This is a genomic window from Pedococcus ginsenosidimutans, assembly GCF_039544395.1.
Taxonomy (GTDB): Bacteria; Actinomycetota; Actinomycetes; order Actinomycetales; family Dermatophilaceae; genus Pedococcus; species Pedococcus ginsenosidimutans.
In genome coordinates, this window is record NZ_BAABLO010000009.1 from 1 (window position 1) to 21059 (window position 21059).

The 21059-nt window shown below is 68.9% G+C and carries 22 protein-coding genes and 1 tRNA gene; 10 read left to right on the plus strand and 13 right to left on the minus strand.

The window, feature by feature from the left end; all coding sequences use genetic code 11:
- Positions 1-70 precede the first annotated feature (70 nt).
- The 3 genes from ABEA42_RS10300 to ABEA42_RS10310 form a co-directional block, all read right to left on the minus strand.
- Positions 71-406 carry a PadR family transcriptional regulator gene (locus tag ABEA42_RS10300; protein ID WP_345503048.1) on the minus strand — a complete coding sequence of 112 codons (336 nt, stop codon included), beginning with the start codon at positions 404-406 and terminating at the stop codon, positions 71-73.
- A 256-nt stretch (positions 407-662) separates the two neighbouring features.
- Entirely contained in the window at positions 663-1262 is a 600-nt protein-coding gene (locus ABEA42_RS10305) for a GAF and ANTAR domain-containing protein (protein ID WP_345503050.1), read from the minus strand.
- A gap of 425 nt (positions 1263-1687) precedes the next feature.
- Positions 1688-1897: a hypothetical protein gene (locus ABEA42_RS10310; protein WP_345503052.1), complete on the minus strand. Its 210-nt coding sequence runs from the start codon at positions 1895-1897 to the stop codon at positions 1688-1690.
- 876 nt (positions 1898-2773) lie between these two features.
- Between ABEA42_RS10310 and ABEA42_RS10315 the strand changes: the two genes are divergently transcribed.
- Positions 2774-3094 carry a beta/alpha barrel domain-containing protein gene (locus tag ABEA42_RS10315; protein ID WP_345503054.1) on the plus strand — a complete coding sequence of 107 codons (321 nt, stop codon included), beginning with the start codon at positions 2774-2776 and terminating at the stop codon, positions 3092-3094.
- An 873-nt stretch (positions 3095-3967) separates the two neighbouring features.
- Here ABEA42_RS10315 and ABEA42_RS10320 read toward each other — a convergent pair.
- The 3 genes from ABEA42_RS10320 to ABEA42_RS10330 form a co-directional block, all read right to left on the minus strand.
- On the minus strand, positions 3968-4135 hold the full coding sequence (locus ABEA42_RS10320; protein WP_345503056.1) for a Flp family type IVb pilin: 168 nt from the start codon (positions 4133-4135) through the stop codon (positions 3968-3970).
- Between the two features lie 875 nt (positions 4136-5010).
- Complete coding sequence (locus ABEA42_RS10325) at positions 5011-5703, minus strand: GAF and ANTAR domain-containing protein (RefSeq protein WP_345503058.1); 693 nt, start codon at positions 5701-5703, stop codon at positions 5011-5013.
- Between the two features lie 612 nt (positions 5704-6315).
- Positions 6316-6858 (minus strand): hypothetical protein, encoded by a 543-nt coding sequence (locus ABEA42_RS10330; protein ID WP_345503060.1) that lies wholly within the window; start codon positions 6856-6858, stop codon positions 6316-6318.
- A 610-nt stretch (positions 6859-7468) separates the two neighbouring features.
- Between ABEA42_RS10330 and ABEA42_RS10335 the strand changes: the two genes are divergently transcribed.
- From ABEA42_RS10335 to ABEA42_RS10360, 6 genes are all read left to right on the plus strand, one after another.
- Positions 7469-7672 (plus strand): hypothetical protein, encoded by a 204-nt coding sequence (locus ABEA42_RS10335; protein WP_345503062.1) that lies wholly within the window; start codon positions 7469-7471, stop codon positions 7670-7672.
- A 285-nt stretch (positions 7673-7957) separates the two neighbouring features.
- Positions 7958-8212 carry a lipopolysaccharide assembly protein LapA domain-containing protein gene (locus tag ABEA42_RS10340; RefSeq protein ID WP_345503064.1) on the plus strand — a complete coding sequence of 85 codons (255 nt, stop codon included), beginning with the start codon at positions 7958-7960 and terminating at the stop codon, positions 8210-8212.
- A 43-nt stretch (positions 8213-8255) separates the two neighbouring features.
- Positions 8256-8561 carry a hypothetical protein gene (locus tag ABEA42_RS10345; RefSeq protein WP_345503066.1) on the plus strand — a complete coding sequence of 102 codons (306 nt, stop codon included), beginning with the start codon at positions 8256-8258 and terminating at the stop codon, positions 8559-8561.
- Positions 8562-9909: 1348 nt separating this feature from the next.
- Positions 9910-11466, plus strand: a complete 1557-nt coding sequence (locus ABEA42_RS10350; protein ID WP_345503068.1) for a replication initiator — start codon at positions 9910-9912, stop codon at positions 11464-11466.
- Positions 11463-11693: a helix-turn-helix transcriptional regulator gene (locus ABEA42_RS10355; protein WP_345503070.1), complete on the plus strand. Its 231-nt coding sequence runs from the start codon at positions 11463-11465 to the stop codon at positions 11691-11693. The genes ABEA42_RS10350 and ABEA42_RS10355 overlap by 4 nt, the downstream gene beginning before the upstream one ends.
- 2 nt (positions 11694-11695) lie before the next feature.
- Positions 11696-12796: a tyrosine-type recombinase/integrase gene (locus ABEA42_RS10360; RefSeq protein WP_345503072.1), complete on the plus strand. Its 1101-nt coding sequence runs from the start codon at positions 11696-11698 to the stop codon at positions 12794-12796.
- Between the two features lie 37 nt (positions 12797-12833).
- Here the strand turns inward: ABEA42_RS10360 and ABEA42_RS10365 are convergent.
- Positions 12834-12910 (minus strand) — tRNA-Ile (locus ABEA42_RS10365).
- A 209-nt stretch (positions 12911-13119) separates the two neighbouring features.
- Here ABEA42_RS10365 and ABEA42_RS10370 point away from each other — a divergent pair.
- Both ABEA42_RS10370 and ABEA42_RS10375 read left to right on the plus strand, forming a co-directional pair.
- Positions 13120-13599: a hypothetical protein gene (locus ABEA42_RS10370; RefSeq protein ID WP_345503074.1), complete on the plus strand. Its 480-nt coding sequence runs from the start codon at positions 13120-13122 to the stop codon at positions 13597-13599.
- 255 nt (positions 13600-13854) lie between these two features.
- Positions 13855-14370 carry a DUF3145 domain-containing protein gene (locus ABEA42_RS10375; protein WP_345503076.1) on the plus strand — a complete coding sequence of 172 codons (516 nt, stop codon included), beginning with the start codon at positions 13855-13857 and terminating at the stop codon, positions 14368-14370.
- A gap of 97 nt (positions 14371-14467) precedes the next feature.
- Here ABEA42_RS10375 and ABEA42_RS10380 read toward each other — a convergent pair whose 3' ends face one another.
- Entirely contained in the window at positions 14468-15382 is a 915-nt protein-coding gene (locus tag ABEA42_RS10380; RefSeq protein ID WP_345503078.1) for a DUF1996 domain-containing protein, read from the minus strand.
- Positions 15383-15822: 440 nt separating this feature from the next.
- Between ABEA42_RS10380 and ABEA42_RS10385 the strand changes: the two genes are divergently transcribed.
- Positions 15823-16482 carry a hypothetical protein gene (locus tag ABEA42_RS10385; protein ID WP_345503080.1) on the plus strand — a complete coding sequence of 220 codons (660 nt, stop codon included), beginning with the start codon at positions 15823-15825 and terminating at the stop codon, positions 16480-16482.
- 82 nt (positions 16483-16564) lie between these two features.
- On the opposite strand, the gene ABEA42_RS10390 is transcribed toward ABEA42_RS10385, so the two are convergent.
- The 5 genes from ABEA42_RS10390 to ABEA42_RS10410 all read right to left on the minus strand — a co-directional run bounded on the left by ABEA42_RS10390 (position 16565) and on the right by ABEA42_RS10410 (position 21054).
- Complete coding sequence (locus ABEA42_RS10390) at positions 16565-17191, minus strand: hypothetical protein (RefSeq protein ID WP_345503082.1); 627 nt, start codon at positions 17189-17191, stop codon at positions 16565-16567.
- Between the two features lie 145 nt (positions 17192-17336).
- The gene (gene fabF / locus ABEA42_RS10395) at positions 17337-18581 is read right to left on the minus strand and encodes a beta-ketoacyl-ACP synthase II (protein ID WP_056884552.1); all 1245 of its coding nucleotides are present in this window, start codon (positions 18579-18581) and stop codon (positions 17337-17339) included.
- 124 nt (positions 18582-18705) lie between these two features.
- The gene (locus ABEA42_RS10400; RefSeq protein ID WP_056884551.1) at positions 18706-18954 is read right to left on the minus strand and encodes an acyl carrier protein; all 249 of its coding nucleotides are present in this window, start codon (positions 18952-18954) and stop codon (positions 18706-18708) included.
- Between the two features lie 95 nt (positions 18955-19049).
- Positions 19050-20069: a beta-ketoacyl-ACP synthase III gene (locus ABEA42_RS10405; RefSeq protein ID WP_345503086.1), complete on the minus strand. Its 1020-nt coding sequence runs from the start codon at positions 20067-20069 to the stop codon at positions 19050-19052.
- Position 20070: 1 nt separating this feature from the next.
- A complete protein-coding gene (locus tag ABEA42_RS10410) occupies positions 20071-21054 on the minus strand; it encodes an ACP S-malonyltransferase (protein WP_345503088.1) in 984 nt (327 codons plus the stop codon).
- Positions 21055-21059: the final 5 nt, after the last annotated feature.

A 21059-nucleotide genomic window follows, 5' to 3' on the forward strand; every position in this document is an offset into this window, starting at 1 on the left:
CACCACGCGCTTGGGCCACGGCCGGCCACGGCCGACCTGCCCCGCGAGTGATGGTGCCAGCGTGCGCATCTCATGCCTCCCCGCTCGCCGGGTGGGGGAGGGAGAAGCCGCGCCGAGGTCGGTGTGCTCGGGCCACGGCCAACTGCGCGGACTGGGCACCGGCACCCGTCAGGCGGTAGTACCGCCGCGCGGGGCGGCCTTCGACGCGTGGGTCGATGTCCTCCCATCGCGACTCCAGCCAGCCGAAGCCCTCGAGCTTGGCGAGGATTGGGTGCACGGTGCCGCTGGGGAGCCCGGCCTCCGCGCCGATGTCGCTGCCGTACCGATCGCGGGTGGCGTCATCGAGGAAGACCTGCAGCACGAGCTGGGTCGGGATCGTCATCCGTGGCTGGTGACCGGTGCCCACGGCCGTACTCTACCTAGCCCCTAGGTAGAGTACAAGGGAGTCTCACTGGCGGCGTCCCGCGGTGATACGGCTAGTCGGCACGCTCGTGGTGCTGACCAGGTGCTCCGGACAGGGCAACGCCGAGAACTGCAACGCCGAAGCGGCGGCCGTGGCATTCTCCTCGTTCGCCAAGAGCGCTCAGGGGTGCCCGCTAGCGATGCTGAGCACGCCATGCCCAATATGACCCATCCGTTATCCCTGCTGCTGGCCAAGGACTTCAGGCAGACCACGGCAGATCGGGCAGGTCGCCCGTCTCCACCGGTTTCGCAGCCACCTCGGCGAGCTTGGTGTTGGTGTGCTGGCTGACCCTGCCCAACAGCGTGAAGGCATCGTCTGCGTTGAGCTGTCTTCGCTCCATCCGGATGCCGATGGCCGCGCCGATGGTCCGGGCTCGCAGGAGCGCCAACTGCAGGTTGTCCGACTCGTCTTCTCCGAGCGCCGCCTCGATGGCCAGCACCGCCAGGTCGCCCAAGGTCCGGGCCACCTCGACGGCCGACTCGTCGAACGCCTCGCGTCGATCGGCGTAGCAGGTCAGCACACCGAGGGGCCCGTCGGCGCTCTGCAGCGGAACACTGAGAACAGACTTCACCGGCGTCGCGGCCAGCATGCCCTTGCAGTAGTCCGGGTACTGGTCACTGACGGCCAAGTGGGAGCAGACGACAACCTTGCCCGATTCGAAGGCCGTGATCCCAGGGCTGGCACCGGCTGCACCCGCAATGCCAGCGATCCTTGACGCCAGATCCTCATCGGTCGAGGCGGTCAGGCGGGCAGGTTGTCCGTCAGGGTCCGCGTGACCGCGACAACGGCCCACTTGCACGACAACAACGTGGCGGTCTTCGCGACAACCGCTCGGAGGGTGGGCGCCACCCCTTGGGTCTCTACGAGGTCCCGCGCAACCCTCCCTAGCCCATCCGAGTCGTGTACCGGTGAGTCACTCATGCCCGCATTGTGCAACCCCAGCTTTCGATCGCGAAAAGGGGCGAGGACTGCCCCTGGCGGCCAGCTCTGTTGGAGAGGCGAGGGGCAGTCTCTCTCGCTTTCCCGGTCCGCCGCGACCCAACGAGCGTTTGCAATACGGTGGCGATGTGCCGCTGCCGGTCACAGCGTTGTCGCGGCCATCAACTACACGTGGTTGGCGAGGGCGCCGGGATGTGTGGCCGCGACCGTGCTGGACGGGCCGCACGCTTGGCGCCCTTCATCACGTGTTGACTGGTTTGTAAACCGTCGGCACGGAAACCGGTCTCAGTCCATCTCCCAGCTGAACGTCACGATCACCACGTGCGGGGGCATCGATTCCTCGGTGATCACCACGGCAGGCTCCTCGGCTAACGCGTGATCGGCGGCGAGGCCCAACTGTGTCAGGCGGGCTCGGGCTTCCCCCACAAGGCGGCTGTGAGACTTCGGATCTCGAACGGCGGCTTTGGGCACGATTACGGCGGTCGCGACGCGCATGGTCGACTCCTTGGCTCAGGCGCTATTTCGCGCCTTCACCGTTTCCGCGAGTGTTCCTGCGGGCGCAAACCTAACTGCATCTCAGCATGCGCCTTGCGGTTTGGGCCTGCCATAGCCCGTCGGAGCCACAAGACGAGTTAGCACACTAGGCGCGCCCTCACCTTCTTCCGTCATCGCCTGCTCGGTGGGACCATCAGGTGGGCCGTCGCTACGACGCGAGGTCGAACGGCGACGTGACCGCCCGCTCTTCTTTTCGGCGAACCTCAGGAGAGCTGGGCGGTCAGGGGGGACCTGTCCCCTCTGTGCGCGCAGCCCGGCCTTGAGTAACTCGGGCTCGAGGCGCAGGGAGACGCGCCGCACCGACCCGACACGCTGAAGTGCCCCCACCCTCATTGCGAGGGTGGGGGCTCTTGCCACCTCAACAGCACAGCAGCCTCTGCGGTGAGGGGGGAGGTCGCGGGGACCGCTGCGGTTCGACGGTAGGCGCGGCGGCGTGAGCAGCGCTTCGGTCATGATGCGTAGGGGCAACCAGCCGGATGGGGTAGGCCCCCTGGGCTCTCGCCCGCGAGTGTCGCCGGGACGCTTTCGTTCTGGGCGAACGTAGGGACGAAGGTCCCTCGCCAACGCGAGTCGGACCTCGCCCTCTGGGCCTCTGGGCGCCTGGCGGGAAGGGCGTCGCGCCTACTTGGACGCCGCGAGAAGTCCCCGACGCCGCGAGAAGTCCCCATCGTGGCTAACGGGGGCGTCGGGATGTGTAGCCGTGCCCGGGCCGCACGCCCGGCGCCCTTCGCGAGAAGCGCCCCCGCCCGGTAGCCGTCCGGGCGGTGGCACTTCGTTCGGCCAAGCGTTCCCCCGCGCGACAAGGTGCGGACGATCATGGCGTCCGAGGGCCTGACCGAAGACGAGATCCGACGCACCTGCCAGCAGGTTGCGGCCGCGGGGGCGCGGATGGTTCAGGGCGGCTCTTGGCGGGCCGGACGGACCGGTCTGAACCACGTCGAGATGATCCGGGCCGCCCTACCTCCTGAGGTACTGGTCAAGTGGACCGAGCCGATCAGGGCTGTGAGCACGATGCTGTTGTGCATGTCGCCGGGCGTCGACCGCTTCAACTGCGATGTGGACCAGATCCTCAGCGACGCCAAGCGCGCGGAATGGCTGGTGCCGCTGACCATTCCGGCCAAGGGGCTCGACTACTAGGACGACAGATCTGGGTGCGACGGACTGGAATCGGGATCGCCCCCGTCTCCACGCGCGGAGGCGGGGGCGGCCGTTGCAGGTGAAGACCAGGGGGCTCCTCCGCAACCGCCCAAGCCTAGGACACCGAGCCGAAACGAGGAATCCACTGTCGGAGCTTGGCTCAGCCAGGGGTGCGACCGACGGCGGCGCCCCCTGGGGAAGCGTCGTTCCCAGCGCCGCCGCGGCCGCTCACGCTAGAGCCTGCCGACCGGGGGATGGACCAGGCGCACCCTTACGCGATGCAGAGACCCTACGACCGGCTCGATACCCCCGCGTCCCCCCGATGGCGTAGGTCCCACCTCAGCGCAAGGTCATCGCCGAGAGGCCAACTGCAATGGCTGTCGCGAGCAGCCCGACCGGGACCAGCCACTCAGCCAGCAGGGCTCGACTCGGCCGCACGCGACCACATCCTGGGCATGACGCCAAGTCGCCTGCGTAACGGCACGCGAGACAGGGTGGGGGCACCCTCGGACGTTATGAGGCACGCAGGGTGGCGCGCGAATCGTCAGGAAGACATTGTCCGTTCAGTCGACCCACGGTGTGCGTCTTTCGGCTCGTGCGTGATGACGCTCCTGGCACCCCGCCCGGGCACGAAAGGCATGGCCACCCCCTGCGCGTCTGGTTACCCTGCCGCCGACGCCAGAAGCTACCTCGCCGCCAACGCGAAACGGAAGATCGCCACGTCCCTCGCGGAGTGGACGGGCCCTTCCGCGCCAAAGGCCAGGGACTCAGATGAGACCGAAGGAACCAGCGAGGTAGCCCAACGCCGTCGCCAGCCCCACTAAGACCAGCCATACAAGGCCGCGCTTCAACACGTGCATGACGTGAGGCCCCTTAGACGCTGCCGGCGACCTTGTCGAAGACCCCGGACAGGCTACCTCCGAGCAGGGCGACGGCGACAACGATGACGATGGCGATGAGGGCGACCATCAGGCCGTACTCGACTGCGGTAGCGCCCCGTTCGGCGACTCGCGCGTGGAGCTTAATGAGGTAGTTGCGCACGGGGAGTTCCCTTCGTGAAGGTGGATCGGCTGACTGCGGAGCCCTGAGCGTTCCAGCCGACCGGCGGGGCGCTCATCCACCTTCAGCACTGTTCGCCCTGACCGAACGGTTCGTCCGCACCGCCACCCGCGAGGGTTGACATCGAAGACCTTTGGTCGTAGCAAACGCGACACGGGGAGAGTGCCCACCATTCTCGGGCAGAGAATGGGGGCACTCCATCGGCCGATGGCCACCGCGACCCCTTGAAGCAGTGGCCGGAAGCGGCATTGCCCTGCATCGCGTCAACCTCGCTTGCACGCAGGACTCACACCAGGGCTGCGGGGCAGCGGCCTGAGGCCGGATCTAGCGCCTCCTGCCATGCGCCAGCACGCAGATCGGCCGACCAGCGACCGCTCATGCCGCGGAGCGGCTGTTCAATCGAGGCGTTGAACTTTCAGTCCAGTCGCGGTCGACACCATCTCGCCTCGCAGCCCGTCGAAAGTCAGGAGGGCCTCTTGGACGTGCACCGAAAGCAGCCACCACCCGGGGCGTCGATTCGATCTCCACGCTGGTCCAGCACCCGGGCGGCGGCTAGCCGCGAGCCGCCGCAATTCCTCATCGCTGACCGACCAGACGACCACCGAGGATTGGGCCCCGCCTCTGCGTGTGGAGACCGTACGGCGTGCATCTCGCTGGGTGTCGTAGCCCGGCACGGTCTCCTGCACAGGCTGCTGCCTGCCGAGACCTCTGGGGTGCTTCTTCAGCGTCCTCGCCGTGGCCGCCCCGCGGCGGTGGCAATGGCAAGACGTAGGCGCGCCCGCTGACCTGCGCGTGCTCTTGCGGGCGTGAGCTCGGCACCGTTGTACGAGATGGTTACCCGACCTGGTCCGGCCTTACTACACCTTCGGAATGGCCCGCGTCCGCACGATCTGCTCGGCCAGTTGTCGCAGCTTCAAATTCTTGTTCTGGGAGATCCTGCTGAGAAGACTGAAGGCCCGGTCCGATGGCAGGGAGAACCGCTCCATCAGGATCCCGGTAGCTTGGCCGATCACGGTTCGGCCCCCGAGGGCCTTCTCCAGGTGCTCAACCTCCTGCGCGCCTGCCAGTGCAACCCCGACGTGCGCGGCTAAGGCCATGCCGTCGTGGATGTCGTCGCTGGTGAAAGCTGACCTGTCCTTGCCGTAAAGGTTCAACGCACCAAGAGTGCTGTCGGTGGAGAACAACCGGTAGCTCACGATGCTGAGGAGCCCCAGCCGCGTGGCGACCTCGGGGCCCCACTTGGGCCATCGCTCATCAACAGAAAGGTCGTTGCTCTGTACGGTTTCCTGCCGTCGCAACGCGTCCAGGCAGGGCCCCTCCTTCAGTTCGTGTTGCAGTGTGTCGACTTGGCGGAGTGCGTCATCGCTGGTGGCGTGCGTGTCGACACGTTCCCCTCGGTAGACGACGCACACCCCTGCGGCATCGCATCCGGGCAGGATCTGCGTCGCGAGCACCACCGCTCGCTCCATCGCCTGCTTGCTGTTGTCCTCGTCCTGCATGTCCCGCGCAGCAGCCGCCAGGTCACGGTTGAATTCGTCATGGTTTGGCACCCGTGCAGCATGACCGAAGCCGACGCGGCCTTCAACCGCATCCGACCGAGACGAGACGCCAGTGATGAATAGTTGGAAGACACGGGTGTTATGTACTCAAACAACCACAGCAACGCGTCGACGATGCCCTGAAGTCGGGACGGTCCCGTGCGGTCCATGGGTGTGGCGGGTAATGGTCCTTCCCGAGGGTGAACATCAGGATGCGGACCTGCTCATCGGGCAAACGCCCGCTTCTGCCGAGCAGCCCTCATGGGTTCGAGCTGTGGGCTGTCCAGAAGGGGAGAGTGGCCGACGGACCTGCTTAAACCCCCGCAGTGCGAATCTTGCAAACAGTCCGGGGCCAACAGGCCCAACCGAACGCGCCAATACATCCGGTCATGCCGCGATGGGCGCGCCGACAGAAGCCGGTTTCACGGTCGGCGCGTCAGGGCTTGTATCCGTTGTCGGCGGCATCGCGGGATAGTTCAACTCCGTCGTTGCGACCCGCTCGTCTGCCGGCGGCCTGGACTGACAGAAGAGCTCATCGACGATCCACGCCGAAGGAACGCCGGCCATCCGGTACTCGTGAGCCCAACGCGATGTGCAGTGGGCTGCCTGGGGGCGGTCGACGGCTCAGCCAGCTCCGCCTCCGTCTCCTCCGCCCCAACCACCGCCGGCGCCGTGAACGATGCCCGAGTCGTCCCGTCCGGTTCCGCGGGCAACGTTCCAGCGACCACTGTCTGGGTTGAACCCGGCACTTGCCCACTCCGCGTCGTCCTCGGGGGCCGGGTCGACGCCATCCCAAGTGGCGTACTGACCGAACAAGCCGAAGCTGGCCTCGGTGTGGATGACCGCGTCCGAGAGGGCCCGTAGGACTACGGGATCACAGGTGGAGATGAAAGCGTTTGGCGAGCGGCGCTCACCAAGGACGATGAGGCGGGCCATCTTGGAGATGTCTTCGGAACTCAGGCGCTGACCGGCCAGCAGCCCGTGTTGGATCGACGTCAGAATGATCAACCGTTGTTCCGGGCTGAGACGAGTCATTGCCTGAATGTGGGCTTCCTCGACCGCTTCGGGCGCCGCTTCCCTGAGCAGGAATCGGTACTGGCGGACCACTGGGTCCTCACCCGACCCATCAGGCTGCCGCGTGTCTTGGCGTCGGCCAAGGTTGACCATGTCCGATGGTACGACCGCCGAACGATGACGCGCCACGGCGAAGCCCCGTCCGCAGGGCCTCGTCTTCCGCATCGGCAAGAACATGTGGCCAGAGAGAGCAGATCGATCGTGGAGCAGAAGACGGAGCATGGCACCCCGATGGGCCGGAGTTGGGACACACGCCGTGCGCCCGCACCGCCGACCTGGCCCGAAGGCTCAATGGTGGCGTAGCCGGTTCACGCGAAGCGCAACGACGGCGCCGCAGGGTTGGCAATCAGGACTAGGGGTCCTACTCAGAAGCCGGGACGGTCCGAGTCCGGACGACGGTACGCTATTTCTGTTCTGGTTCCGCTCGTACCGTGGCCCCGATCCCACAGCCAAGCGCCAACCACAAGCAGCACCACGAAGATGCCCGCGATGATCCCGAACCACATAGAGATGGTCCTTCCGGCCGCTCACGCAACCAACTCCCCGTATCGTCCCACCGGGTTGCCGGCATGCCAACCATCATCATGAAGCTGCGACCCAGGACCTGCACCGGGCCTGCTGCAGTGGTTGAGCGCCGAGCTTCTGGGCGATGGTTACACCGGAAGGCTTGTCCCGCCGTAAGCACTGCTCTGGGCATGTTCACATGGACCTTGCAGAAACCGGGCGCATCAGCCTCACCTTGAATCAAGCGGCATCGGCCGTCGGCTTCTCGGCTAAAACCCTTCGCGGCGCCATCGCCTCCGGGGGCCTCATCGCCCATCGAGCAACTGACGCCCCCAACTCAAAGTTCATCGTCCTCGTCGAAGACCTGCGCACCTGGGTGGAGAACCTGCCCTTCGCCAAGTAGATGACGTCCGCTCATGCCGCGATCCGCTCGTGCCGAGATCCGGTAAACGGTCCGGGCTGCAAGAGACAGCAGGACTGGGGGAGCGTGCCGTCGCGAGACTCTGGCCGGAAGAACGTGATGCGCTCGCCGTTGACCGCTGATCGCGCTGCGAGGAACGTTGCGATCATGGCCACAGACCCGCCCACCTCGGCATCGGACGAGCGCCCAACCGTATCGACGCCCACAACGGCTGGCTCCCCATCTGCGCATGGCGCGCCTGCCCTCACTCGGGCGAGCGCGGTCTGGGTGGCCACCGCAGCCGCGCTCCTGCTCCTCATCCTCCTCATCGTCTTCATGCTGCAGAACACCACGAAGGTCGAGGTCCATCTCCTGGGAATGGCCGCCACGATTTCCCTCGGAATGGCCCTGCTGATCGCTGCCGTCGGTGGCGGTGTGGTGGTGGCCATCGCCGGGGTCGCCCGGGTCGCCCAGTTGCGCATGAACGCACGCCGGACTCGACGAGGCGCTTCTGACCCTGAGGAGACCCGGGACGGCCCGTGACAGCCATGTGCGAGGCTCATCTCGCGGGCGCGATGGAGGCGACGTGACCGAGGACAAAGTCCCGCCCATCACGGTCGATGACGTGGTGGGGCTCACCAACGAACGACATACCACTCAAGGCTTGGCGCACGATGTTCACGTCGTGCTCACGGGCAGGCTCGCGATGGAGCAGGCTGAGCAGCGGCTGAGCGGGGAGTGCTGGCCGTATCAAGACACCTGGCCGCTCACGTTCGAGCCGTCGGGCTCGAACTCTGCCACGCGCATCGTCCTGAGACGGGTTGTAGACCACCGGCAGGACGAGGCCGTCGAGGCGCTCAGGGCGTGCTTGGACCGGTTCCAGCGGCAGTAGTCGCGACCACGCGCGGGTGTTATGTCCTGCCTGGTCACATGCGCAGCAACCGGCGAACGGTGGGGCCCGGGACAGCTTCGGGCTGGCCAGTACGCGTGGTCTGAACGCGCGGATCTGCCGCGATCCGCGCGGTCATGCTGATGAGCGAGCACTTGGCATGTCGATGGGTGGCGCCGACAACGAAAGTCCGACTCCCTCGTGTGCAGAGGAAGGGTCAGGCTGGCGTGCTGCATTGACCAGCACTGGAGCAGGGCGGCATCGGCTGACACAAACGGCACTAGGAAATCGTGGGGAAGTGCTCGAAGGTCCGCGCTCCTAGCCTCGTGCACATCGTCAGGGATTCGCGCACTACTTCGAGGTGAACATGCCACAGCGAGGACGGGCGGCCTCAGGCCTGATAGCCGCATTCGTGGCGGCGTCAGTGTGGGTGAGCCATGAGGGCGTCGAGGTGGGCCGCACAGTGATTCTGGACTGCCACCTCCTGTGTCCGGAGGTCATCGCAAAATCCGGCCGCCAGGGACGCAGTCAGCCAAGGCAGGAACATCTTCAAGGCTCTGCGCGCCGGTGAGCCCGATGAGAGGGTCGTGGCTGAGGCAGGTTGTGCCGTCATGAACGCGGGGCTCAGTGAAGATCCTGGTCAAAAGGCATTGGCCGATCAGATCCGCGGGTACGTTGTTGATTCCCCCGGCGAAGAGGTGGCAAACGCAGTCGATGAGCCCATCAAGAAGGCGGCGAGCGCGATCCGAGCGGCGCAGCTTTACGGAGGGGTCGGTCGCTGGTACTTCGAATACTGTCTGACTTAACACGCTCCATCTGTGCCTGTCGCCGCTGCCTACTGTCATGAGCATGACCTTCAATTCACCCCTGTCTGCGCAGACGTCATGGACTGCGCTGACGGGAACGGCACGGGCTGGGCAACCCGGCTGCTCGTGAGTAAAGGCTGGGTCAAATCTCGGCCCCCAGACCGACAATCAGTGGACTGAGCCCGATTCGGGGTGGACGGTGAGTGGTGTCGCACCCAAGGGTGCGGTCGGATCGACAGATCCGAAACATGTTGCGTCACAATGCTTTACGGTTGCCGCAGTTGGCACGGTTGTTGCGACTGGTGCTGGTTGTTGGTGGTTGGTTGTGGCGCGTTGCGGCCCACCCGCCGAGCCTGCACGAACGGGGTTTGGTGGGGGCGGCCTAACCGTTCCACCCAGTGCCGTCGCGGTGCTCGCTCCTCTGCTCGCGCCGGCTTTCCGTCAACACAGTGGGGCCGCCCTTGGACTGGGTGTGCCGTGTGAGAGAGGACCCTGCGGGGAGAGCGCGCACGGCGCACCCTCACCAGGGAAGGGGGTGGCCGTTCATGTCGCAGGAGACGCGCAACGCGTTGTGGGCGGGGCTGCCCCGTCCCCGGTTCGACGAGAACAACAAACTGCACCTGCCCGGGTACGACCAGCACCAGTCCAAGCAGATCTTGGCGCGGATGCTGTCGGACGACGTCGACGCCTGGTCCGTCGCCGCCTCCCGGGTCGGGTACTGCTCCAACCCCGTCCACCTGGTCGGGTCGTCCACCACCATCGACAAGGCCACGGGCGAGGTGCTGTCCACGTACTCCTCAGCGGACGAGCCGCTGGGGTCGACGGTGGTGCGGTGTGGGAACCGGCGCGAGTCCGCCTGCCCGTCCTGCTCCCGCCTGTACGCCGCCGACATGTTCCAGCTCATCCGCGCCGGCGTCAGGGGCGGCAAGACGGTCCCAGAGCAGGTGGCGGACAACCCGTTGGTGTTCGCCACCCTCACCGCCCCCTCCATGGGGCCCGTGCACGGCACGAGGGATAACGCCCGCCGCTGCCGCTCCCACGCCAGCGGCCAGCCCCGCTGCGAGCACGGGCGGCCGACGACGTGCATGGCCGTCCACGCCGACGGCGACCCACTGCTGGGACAGCCGCTGTGCGCCGACTGCTACGACTACGCCAGCCATGTGGTGTGGCAGTGGTGGGCCCCGGAGCTGTGGCGACGGTTCATCATCACGCTGCGCCGTACCCTGGCTCACCACCTGGGCGTCCCCGCCACGAAGCTGCCCGAGGTGGCGACCGTGCAGTACGCCAAGGTGGCCGAGTACCAGCGCCGCGGGCTGGTCCACTTCCACGCCCTGATCCGGCTCGACGGCCCCCGCACCCCAGACGGGTTCGCCCCCGCACCACGGCAGGTGACCGCAACCATCCTCGCCCGCCTGGTCCGCGAGGCCGTGGCCGCGGTCCGGTTCACCGCCCCACCCGTCCACGAAGATGACGTGCCCCGGGTGCTCGCGTTCGGACGCCAGGTCGACGCCCGCCCGGTCACCGCCGCCCGCCGCACCGACGACCCCGGCGCCGCCTTGTCACCGGAACAGGTGGCCGGGTACCTGGCCAAGTACGCCACCAAGGCCGCCACCGACACCACCGACCACTCCAACGCGCACCTGCGCCGCATCCAACACACCGCCGACCAGCTCGGCCGTCGGGTCGAAGACGACTGGGCCGCGACCGGCCGCCAAGGACCCCTCAATGACGTCCCGTACGGGCTGCTGGGCAAGTGGGCGCACGAGCTCGGGTTCCGCGGCCACTTCGCCACCAAGTCCCGCAGCTACTCCGTCACCCTCGGCCAGCTCCGCCGAGCCAGACGTCGCGCCCAACAGCTCGTCGCCGACGCCGGCCGCCGCGGCGACACCATCGACCTCGCTGCCATGGAAGCCCAGCTACTGGCTGTGGACGACGACCAGGCCACCACCGTCGTCATCGGAGCATGGACGTACAGCCACACCGGGTGGGACACCCCCGGCGACGCAGCGCTTGCCAAAGCTGCCGCCGCGGCAGCCCGCGAACACGACCACGAGCGGGCGGCGCAGCGGAAGGCACACATCGACAAGGAGGACAGGCAATGAGAAGACAACGGACGACCGATGAGCCGCCGAGAACGACGTCATCGAAGGTGGTGGCGATCGAGCCTCTGTGGACGATCCACGATGTCTCGAAGTACCTCGGCGTCCCGGTGGGGACCCTCTACCAGTGGCGCCATCGGGGGATGGGGCCGCCCGCGGTGCGCCTGGGCAAACACCTGCGCTACCAACCGGCCGCGGTCCGGACTTGGGTCACGGAGCAGGTGGCCTAACGATGGCCAGCATCACGAAGGACGCGCGCAACGGTCAATGGCTGGCCCGCTGGCGTGACCCGCAGCACCGGCAGCGCAAGAAGTCGTTCAGCAGGAAGGTCGACGCCGAGCGCTTCCTCGTGGCTCTCCTGGCTGAGATGAACCGCGGCAACTACCTCGACCCGGCGGCAGGCAAGGTCACCGTCGGGGAGTTCGCCAAGGTGTGGGTGGCCGGCCTTTCGCACCTGAAGGAGTCCACCGCCGAGCGGTACCGAGGAATCGTCCGCAATCACGTCGTGCCGAAGTGGGGGAGCACCCGCCTGTCCGGCGTGGCTCCCTCGGACGTGGCGGCGTGGATCGGCGAGCTGACCGAGGGCGGGGCGAGGCCATCGACGGTCCGGCAGGTCCACCGCGTGTTCTCCCTGATCATGGATCTCGCCCTGCGCGACGGCCGTATCGCTCGCAACCCAGCAGTCGGCGTGCGCCTACCCCGAGCAGTGAGGGGAGAGCCACGGTTCCTCAGTCCTCCCGAGCTGACGGCTCTCGTGCGGGCGTCGGGTTCGGGTGGTCTGGCCATCTGCATCCTGGCCTTCACGGGCATCCGCTTCGGTGAGCTCACCGCCCTGCGCGTGGTGCGGGTCGACCTCGCACGTCGGCGGCTGCACATCGCCGAGAGCGCCTCCGAGATCGGCGGCCGCCTCGTCTGGAGCACGACCAAGAACCACCAGACGCGGTCCGTTCCCGTTCCCCCTGGGCTGGTGCCGATGCTCGAGGAAGCGGTCGCGGGCAAGGAGCCGGGGGACCTGGTCTTCATGTCGCCGCACGGGGGTCCGCTCCGACTGGGCAACTGGCGCACCCGAGTCTTCGACCCCGCGTGTGCCTCAGCCGGGATCGTCGGGCTGACTCCGCACGACCTGCGCCACACCGCCGCCTCCCTGGCCATCGCCGCTGGGGCGAACGTCAAGGCCGTCCAGCGGATGCTCGGGCACTCCTCGGCCGCGATGACGCTCGACGTCTACGCCGGACTGTTCGGTGACGACCTCGACACGGTGGCCGCTCTGCTCGATGCGCACGTGCCACAAATGCGCCACAGCGCCGAGATCACGGCTGCTGCCGGAGGTTGAAATGACGCCGCATAGGGCGCTGACCTGCATTGATACATGGTGGGGCAGGTCGGGCTTGAACCGACGACCGACGGATTATGAGTCCGCTGCTCTGACCGACTGAGCTACTGCCCCTGGGCGGCAACTGCACCCGCCAGGGCGAGATTCTGTCAGACCCGCAGGACGCCCCGAGGACGCCGGTCACCTCGAGACACGCAGAGCCCAGCGCGACACGGCGAGGCACAGCGAGCCACAGGCAGTGACAGCCGATCCATGGCGTACGCCGGTCGGCGGCGCAGCCCGAGGACCCACCGTGGAGCTCCACCCACCCAGAGGAGCCCGCCATGAAGATCCGCATCGTTCCCGTCGCCGCCGGCCTCGCAGCAGCAGCCGGCATCGCGCTGACCGGCGCCTCGCTGGCCAGCGCCGACACCAGCACCGCCAGTGCGTCGACCGCCGCCTACGCCCAGAGCGCGCCCGCCCAGGGGTCGGCCCCGGGCAACGCCAACGGCAACACCGATCCCAGCAAGCCGACGCGCTCGGACGAGACCCTGCTCACCGGTGACGTCGCCGCCAAGGTCACGGCGGCCGCAAAGGCCAAGGAGCCGACGGCGACCATCGAGCGCGTCGAGACCGACTCCGACGGCGTCTACGAGGCCCACATGGTGCGCACCGACGGCACCCACATCATCGTGCAGGTCGACAAGGGGTACGCGGTGACGGCTGTGCAGGAGGGCGGTGCGGGCGGTGGTCCCGGTGGCGCGCCGCCGGCGTCGTCCGGGCAGGGTACGGCGCCCTCGGCTTCCCCCACCTCGGCCACGTAGGTCGGGCGCCGGTACGGCGCCGGGGTGCCCGGCGCCGTACCGGCACGGTCGGCCAGCTGCCTCGTGCTGAAGAGCTCGCATGTGGGCCACCACAGCAGTTGCGCCCGATACTCGTGGTATTGCTGGTGTCGATGTGGTCTGTGGTGCACAATGGGCGCCAGCACAACCAAACTGAAGAGTCGCGGCGACCAGCCGAGCCACCGAGGTGCAGAGGTTCGTGGGGAAGACGTCCCTCGCACACCCAAGGAGGCCCGGATGTCTGTCGCGATGCCGCGTGTCACGACCCGCGGGGTGGTGTTCATTCACTCCACCCCCAAAGCGCTGTGCCCGCACATCACCTGGGCGCTCGAGTCCGCCCTCGACAGCCGGCTCTCGATCGACTGGACGCCCCAGCCTGCCGGTGCCGCACTCGTCCGCGCGGAGTTCCCGTGGACGGGTTTACAGGGCACCGGCGCCAAGCTCGCCTCCACGCTGCGTGGGTGGGACAACCTGCGCTACGAGATCACCGAGGAGCCCAGCCCGGGCGCCGACGGGTCCCGGTGGTCGCACACGCCCGCCCTCGGCATCCACCACACGTGGACCTCGGCCGCCGGCGACGCGGTCGTCAACGAGGACCGGCTGCGTGAGGTGCTGAGGCTGTCGCAGGGCTCGCCCGAGGCGATGGCCGAGATGCTGGAGGAGCTGCTGGGCGCGGACTGGGATGCCGAGCTCGAGCCGTTCCGCTACGCCGGGGACGGCGCGCCGGTGCGCTGGCTGCACAAGGTCGGCTGAGACGACGAGTGCCCCCTCCCGCACGGCGGGAGGGGGCACTCGCGTGCTGTCAGGCCGTCACGACGACCCGGCGGTCACGAACCCGGGAAGGGTCCGCTCACGGGTCGCACTTGGTCGTCGAGTAGCTCGACGAGGAGGTGACACAGGTGGCCACGAACTTCTCGAAGTCAGGCTGGCGCCAGGTGTTCCAGAAGTCGCCGTGCAGCGTCTCGCCGTCCTTGACACCCGCGTGGGCGTCGGAGTCGAGCGAGATGTCGTTGCCCGGGCCGGTGTAGGCGAACTGGAACGACTCACGCAGCTCGACCATCTTGTTCGGGAAGCCGGCGGGGCAGGTGGACACGCCACCCTTCTTCACCGCGTAGGCGTAGTGCGCGTTGTCGTTGGTGTTGCCCACGTCGGTCGGCTTGTGGTTCGGCAGCACACCGTCCCAGCAGGAGGGGAAGTCGACGTGCGCCGTCAGGGTGTGACCCGGCTTGCCGGACTGGCCGACGCAGGAGGGGATGGACGGGCCGATCGGGACACCGGAGAACTGGCCACAGCCCCAGTCGTGCTTGGTGGCGACCAGGCGGGTGTCGGCCGGGAAGGCCATCCCCTGACCGAAGTCGTTGTGGTCGAAGGTGCGGTAGTACGCGGTGAACTGCTGCGCGGGGACGAGCTGGCCGGCCTTCGGGCCGGAGTTGTAGCGCAGCGTGGGGATCCAGTACCCAGCGGAGTCAGGGGACGTGGACTCGCCGAGGACGGCGCGGCAGTTGTTGGCCTTGCCCTCGAGGTCGGCGTAGTTGGCCTTGTTGGGGTTGGCGAGCGAGTGCCAGGCGATGTTGCCGAAGAACTGGTGCTCGTGCTCGGACCCGGTGCCGTTGTGGTTCACGATCGGGTCGTAGTGGCCGACGGCCACCACGGGCTGGCTGTTCAGGTCGCACTTGACCTTGCCCAGCGCGTTCGCCGGCGCTGCCGACATGAGGGCGGTGACCGACACGAGGGCGATCAGAGCCAGGGCTATGCGTTGACGCATACTTCTCCTTGGTTGGGGGAACGGCTGCGTCCGGGCATGCCAGAACTCGACACGTCGGACGGGCCCCTGGGGGGGAAGGGACACGCGCGTGCCGGCGCGAACGACGCGTACGCCGTCACCATCACCGACACTCCTCGGCACCAGACCGGGTCGCCCTGCGTTCGCCGGTCGGCACGACCCCGGGCACTCCGCGCTCACCGCGGTTCACATCGGGGGCTCGACCCCGCGCGAGCGGGGTCAACGAGCAGCCGGTGGAAGACAGTACATGATCCCCGGGCCTACGCCACATCGCCGATCTTCCGGACATCCGGGCCATCCGGGGCGGCAGCCGGGGAGCGAGGTACTGGGGCGGGGGAGGGCATTCGCCTGACCTGCAGGTTTTCCGACTCCGGGGTGAGCGTGGGTAGCCTCTACGGCTGACCAACGACCTGGAGGTACCCGTGTCCCGCCGTGAAGCCGTGGCCAGGGCGACCATCGTGGCGTTGGCTGCAGCCGGAGTCGTGGTCCTGCTGTGGTCCGCCTGGCGCGTCCTGACCACCCCCCTGCCCAACTCCGCCGCCGCTGCTGCCTGGACGCTGTGGGTCGTCTCGGTCGCCGCGCTGGTGACCTTCGTGCTCTACCTGCGAGAGGTGGCCCGCCACGGGCTCGGCGTTGGGCGCGCCAGCTGGAAGCCGCTGCCGGGCGTGGCCCTGCTGTGGGTCGCCGGGCTCACCGCCCTCGTGGCATTCGGGTTCGTGTTGCCGGAGCGCCCGGCGGACTCGGCCCAGTCCCAGGTCGACAGCGCCGCGGCTTCGCCGACCACGCCTACCACCCCCAGGCCGACCACCCCCAGGCCGACGACCACGGGCACGCCGACGAGCCCCGCCACCTCGGCACGGGTCAAGAGCGTGGCGCCCTCGACGACCGCCCGCGCCACCACCCGTCCCCGACCGGTGACCACGGCGTCGCCGGTTCGGGCGACCACCCGCAAGGCGACGCCGGTGCCCTCGCCGACCAGTACCTCGCCGACGCCCTCGACGACGACGACCGACCCGCTGCTGGACATCGTCCTGCCGCCGGGCCACGGGCGGCGCCCGACCGAGCCGCCACCGTCGCGCTAGAGCGCGACGCCGCACAGAGCGGTCGCCCACGCCGCGGGTCCCACACGGTCGCCGGCCGGCGCCCGAGCCGGGGTGACGTCGACTAGCGCACGAGCCTGCCCAGGCGCTGGGCCAGCCGCTGCGGCGGTGCCTCGCCGGCCACGTCGAGCGGACGGTCGGCCCGCCCTTCGTCCAGCGGCAGGAAGGCGCGCCCGGCGCGCTCGCGGATGACGCTGAGCTCGTGGGGCCGGAACAGCTCCACCGGCAGCGCCCAGAAGGTGGGCCGGTGCTCGATCACCACGACGTCGTCGTACTGGTGCACACCGGTGACGAGCGAATAGCCGTACTCCACTGCCGAGTCCAGGTCACGGACCCTGATCGACTCCTGGCCGACGGTGACCGCGATGAAGCGCCCGGGCACGACCTCGCGCGCCAGCCACTCGTCGTGCCTGCGCATCATGAGCAGGACGATCACGACGTAGGCCAGCACCCCGACCGCGGGCAGCCCGCCCATGAGCCACCACACGAGCGTGTCCAAGCGGCCGGCGTACTCCCAGGCACAGACGAGCGAGGCCACGGCGGCGGCGAGGAGCACGGGCACGACCTGGCGCAGCACCATCGGGCAGCGAAGCGTGTAGCGCCACAACCCCCGTCGGAGGCGCCCCGCGAGCTGCTCGTCGATGATGTGTACGCGTTCGCGGCCCCAGCCCCGCGCGGCGGTAGATCCCACCAACTCCGTGCCCCCTGTTTCATCCGGGGCAGACGCTACAGAGTCCGGTGGGTCCCGGCTTCGTCACGCACCAAAGACCGTCCGAACGGGGGACCAACCCTTAACTGGGCCGGCCCCCGCTCGGAAGTGAACGCGTGGAAAGCCTTCAGACAGAGGTGAAGACGACCGCGACGTTGTGGCCGCCGAAGCCGAACGAGTTGTTCAGGGCCGCGATGTCGCCCTGCGGCAGCTTGCGGGCCTCGCCGTGCACGACGTCGAGCTTGATGGCCGGGTCGAAGTCGTCGAGGTTGATCGTGGCCGGTGCCGTGCGGTGGTGCAGCGCGAGCACCGTCAGGACGCCCTCGAGCGCACCCGCGGCACCCAGGAGGTGACCGGTCATCGACTTGGTGGCGCTGACCGGCATGCCGTCGGCGTCGTCACCGAACGCGCGGCGGATGGCGTTGGACTCGGCGACGTCACCGACGGGCGTCGAGGTGGCGTGGGCGTTGACGTGCACGATGTCCTTGGCCTGCAAGCCTGCTCGCTGCACGGCCTCGACCATCGCACGGGACGCGCCGGCGCCCTCCGGCTCGGGCGCGGCGATGTGGTGGGAGTCGGCCGACATGCCGACGCCACCGATCTCGGCGTAGATCTTGGCGCCGCGGGCCTTGGCGGCCTCGTACTCCTCGAGGACCATGACCGCGGCACCCTCACCGAGGACGAACCCGTCGCGACCGGTGTCGTAGGGCCGGGACGCACGCTCCGGCTCGTCGTTGCGGGTCGACAGGGCCTGCATGGCGGCGAAGCCGGCGATGGGCAGCGCGTGCACGGCGCCCTCCGTGCCACCGGCGACCGCGATGTCGGCGCGGCCGGAGCGGATCATCTCGTAGGCGTAGCCCATGGCCTCGAGGCCCGAGGCGCAGGCCGACACGGGGGTGTGGGCACCGGCGCGGGCGCCGAGCTCGAGCGAGACCGCGGCCGAGGAGGCGTTGGGCATGAGCATCGGGACGGCAAGGGGGAAGACCCGGCGAGGGCCCTTCTCCTTGAGGTTGTCCCACTGCGACAGCAGGGTCCACACGCCGCCGATGCCGGTGCCGATGCACGCGGCGAGACGCTCCGGGTCACCCTCGGGCGAGCCGGCGTCGGCCCAGGCCTCGCGGGCGGCGATGAGGGCGTACTGCGCGCTGGGATCCATGCGCCGGACCTCGACCTTGGTGAGGACCTGGTCCGCAGGCGTCTCCAGCGTCGCGGCGAACTTCACCGGGAGGTCGTACTTCTCTACCCACTCGTAGGGCATGGTCTTGGCGCCGGAGCGGCCGGCCAGGATGGCGTCCCACGTGTCGGGGACGTTGCCCCCCACCGGGGTGGTGGCTCCGAGGCCCGTGACGACGACGCGTCGTTCGGCGGTCATGGCTGGAGGTGCTCCTTCGTGAGGGGTGGAGGGAAGGGGTGGTGCTGCGGGGTGGGCGCCGGCGCCCCGGGTAGGGGGCGCGGCGCGCCACCCCGCGGTGGTGCGCGGTGGTCGAACCGGGGGCTCAGGCCTGGTTCTTGGAGATGAAGGACACGGCGTCGCCGACCGTCTTGAGGTTCTTGACCTCGTCGTCGGGGATGCGCACGCCGAACTTCTCCTCGGCGTTGACGACGATCGTCATCATCGACAGGGAGTCGATGTCGAGGTCGTCGGTGAAGGACTTCTCCGACTGCACCGACTCGGTGTCCAGGCCGGTCTCCTCGTTGACGATCTCGGCCAGACCCTCGAGGATCTCCTGCTCGCTCTGCGCCATTCGGCTCAGCTCCTTCGTGTTTCGACTGCTGTCGGGTGGGTGGTTGGCCCGGTGTTCCGTGTTTCACCCGCGGGCCAGCGGGAGTCGTGGTGCCGCTAGGGCAGGACGATGACCTGCGCCGCGTAGACGAGTCCGGCGCCGAAGCCGATCTGCAGCGCGAGGCCTCCGTGGGGCGCCTCGCCCTCGCGCAGCATCCGCTCGGTGGCGAGCGGGATGGACGCGGCGGAGGTGTTGGCGGTCTCGGCGATGTCGCGGGCGACGGCGATGTCGGTCGGCAGCTTGAGCTGCTTGATCATCGCGTCGATGATCCGCATGTTGGCCTGGTGGGGGATGAACGCGTCGAGGTCCTCGGCACGCACGCCGGCAGCGTCGAGCGCCTTCTGGGCCACCGGCGCCATACCCCACACGGCCCACCGGAAGACGGACTGCCCGGCCATGCCGATGGCCGGCCAGCCGAGGTCCTTCTCGCGCACGTCGACCCAGGAGTCGCGCTGGGAGATGGTCTTCCACTGGGCGCCCTCGGACCCCCAGACGGTCGGGCCGATGGCCGGGGTGTCGGACGGCCCCACGACGGCGGCGCCCGCGCCGTCGCCGAAGATGAACGCGGACCCGCGGTCGGTGAGGTCGGTGAAGTCCGAGAGCTTCTCGACGCCGATCACCAGGACGTGGCGGGCGCTGCCGCCCCGGACCATGTCGCTGGCCAGGCTGATGCCGTGGCAGTAGCCGGCACACGCTGCGGAGATGTCGAACGCAGCGGCCTGGATGCCGAGGCGGTCGGCCACGATGGGGGCAGCGGCCGGGGTCTGGTAGGGGTGGGTCACGGTGGCCACGATGACGGCGTCGATGGCCGACGGCTCGAGCCCGGCGTCCCGGAGGGCCTCGAGCGAGGCTGCGACGGACATGTCGACGACCGACTCGTCCTTGGCCGCGAAGCGGCGGCTCTTGATGCCGGACCGCTCCTGGATCCACTCGTCGCTGGAGTCGATGGCCTCGACGAGCTCTGCATTCATCACCACGCGCTCGGGGCGGTAGCCACCCACGCCCATGATGCGCGAGAAGGCGGCTCCCTCGGGAGCGGTGATCGTTCCGGTGCCCTTGGGGGCGGGTGTGCTCATGTCAGGCCCTGTTCTCGGGGGTGGTGGCCTCGGGGGAGGGGACCTCGGAGGCGGGTTCGCCGCCCTGCGCCGAGTCGGAGACCAGCTGCTGTGCCGCCGCGAGGTCGTCGGGCGTCTTGACCGCCACCGTCGCCACGCCGGGCATGCCACGCTTGGCGAGGCCGGTGAGGGTGCCGGCGGGGCAGAGCTCGACGAGCGCGGTGACGCCGCTGTCGACCATGGTCTGCATGCACAGGTCCCAGCGCACCGGGCTGCTCACCTGGCGGACGAGCCGGGCGCGGGCGTCGGTGCCGCCGGCGACGGGACGGCCGTCGGCGTTGGACAGCAGGGTCACGCCGGGGTCGCTGACGTCGAAGTCGGCCGCCAGGGCCTCGAGCGCGGCCACGGCGGGTGCCATGTGGTGGGTGTGGAACGCCCCCGCGACCTGCAGCGGGATGACACGCGCCCTGCTGGGCGGGTCGGCCGCGAGGGCGGCGAGCTGGTCCAGGGTGCCTGCGGCGACGGTCTGGCCGGCACCGTTGGCGTTGGCCGCGGTCAGGCCGTGGCGCTCGAGGACGGTCAGGACCTCGGCGGGGTCGCCGCCGAGGACGGCGCTCATCCCGGTCGGCGCCTGCGCCGAGGCCGCGGCCATGCCGGCCCCGCGCTCGCGGACGAAGACCATGGCGTCGTGGTCGGTCAGGACGCCGGCCAGGGCCGAGGCGGTGATCTCACCGACGGAGTGGCCGGCGGTGACGCCGACCGTCCCGGCGGGGCCGGCGGGCAGGAGCACCGCGGCGGCGGCGAGCCCGGCGGCGACGATCAGCGGCTGGGCCACTGCGGTGTCCTTGATGGTCTCCGCGTCGGAGGTGGTGCCGTGCGCGACCAGGTCGAGGCCGGCGACGTCGGACAGCGCCTCCAGGCGCTCGCGGAAGGGGGCCAGCTCGAGCCATGGCGCGAGGAAGCCGGGGGTCTGGGAGCCCTGTCCGGGGCAGACGATGGCGAGCACGGTCC

Coding starts and splice junctions, on each gene's coding strand:
- ABEA42_RS10335 (WP_345503062.1), top strand. CDS start 7,469: ATGGACCTTGCAGAAACCGGGCGCATCAGCCTCACCTTGAATCAAGCG.
- ABEA42_RS10405 (WP_345503086.1), bottom strand. CDS start 20,069: ATGAGCACACCCGCCCCCAAGGGCACCGGAACGATCACCGCTCCCGAG.
- ABEA42_RS10355 (WP_345503070.1), top strand. CDS start 11,463: ATGAGAAGACAACGGACGACCGATGAGCCGCCGAGAACGACGTCATCG.
- ABEA42_RS10370 (WP_345503074.1), top strand. CDS start 13,120: ATGAAGATCCGCATCGTTCCCGTCGCCGCCGGCCTCGCAGCAGCAGCC.
- ABEA42_RS10375 (WP_345503076.1), top strand. CDS start 13,855: ATGTCTGTCGCGATGCCGCGTGTCACGACCCGCGGGGTGGTGTTCATT.
- ABEA42_RS10380 (WP_345503078.1), bottom strand. CDS start 15,382: ATGCGTCAACGCATAGCCCTGGCTCTGATCGCCCTCGTGTCGGTCACC.
- ABEA42_RS10330 (WP_345503060.1), bottom strand. CDS start 6,858: ATGGTCAACCTTGGCCGACGCCAAGACACGCGGCAGCCTGATGGGTCG.
- ABEA42_RS10360 (WP_345503072.1), top strand. CDS start 11,696: ATGGCCAGCATCACGAAGGACGCGCGCAACGGTCAATGGCTGGCCCGC.
- ABEA42_RS10310 (WP_345503052.1), bottom strand. CDS start 1,897: ATGCGCGTCGCGACCGCCGTAATCGTGCCCAAAGCCGCCGTTCGAGAT.
- fabF (WP_056884552.1), bottom strand. CDS start 18,581: ATGACCGCCGAACGACGCGTCGTCGTCACGGGCCTCGGAGCCACCACC.
- ABEA42_RS10400 (WP_056884551.1), bottom strand. CDS start 18,954: ATGGCGCAGAGCGAGCAGGAGATCCTCGAGGGTCTGGCCGAGATCGTC.
- ABEA42_RS10315 (WP_345503054.1), top strand. CDS start 2,774: ATGGCGTCCGAGGGCCTGACCGAAGACGAGATCCGACGCACCTGCCAG.
- ABEA42_RS10350 (WP_345503068.1), top strand. CDS start 9,910: ATGTCGCAGGAGACGCGCAACGCGTTGTGGGCGGGGCTGCCCCGTCCC.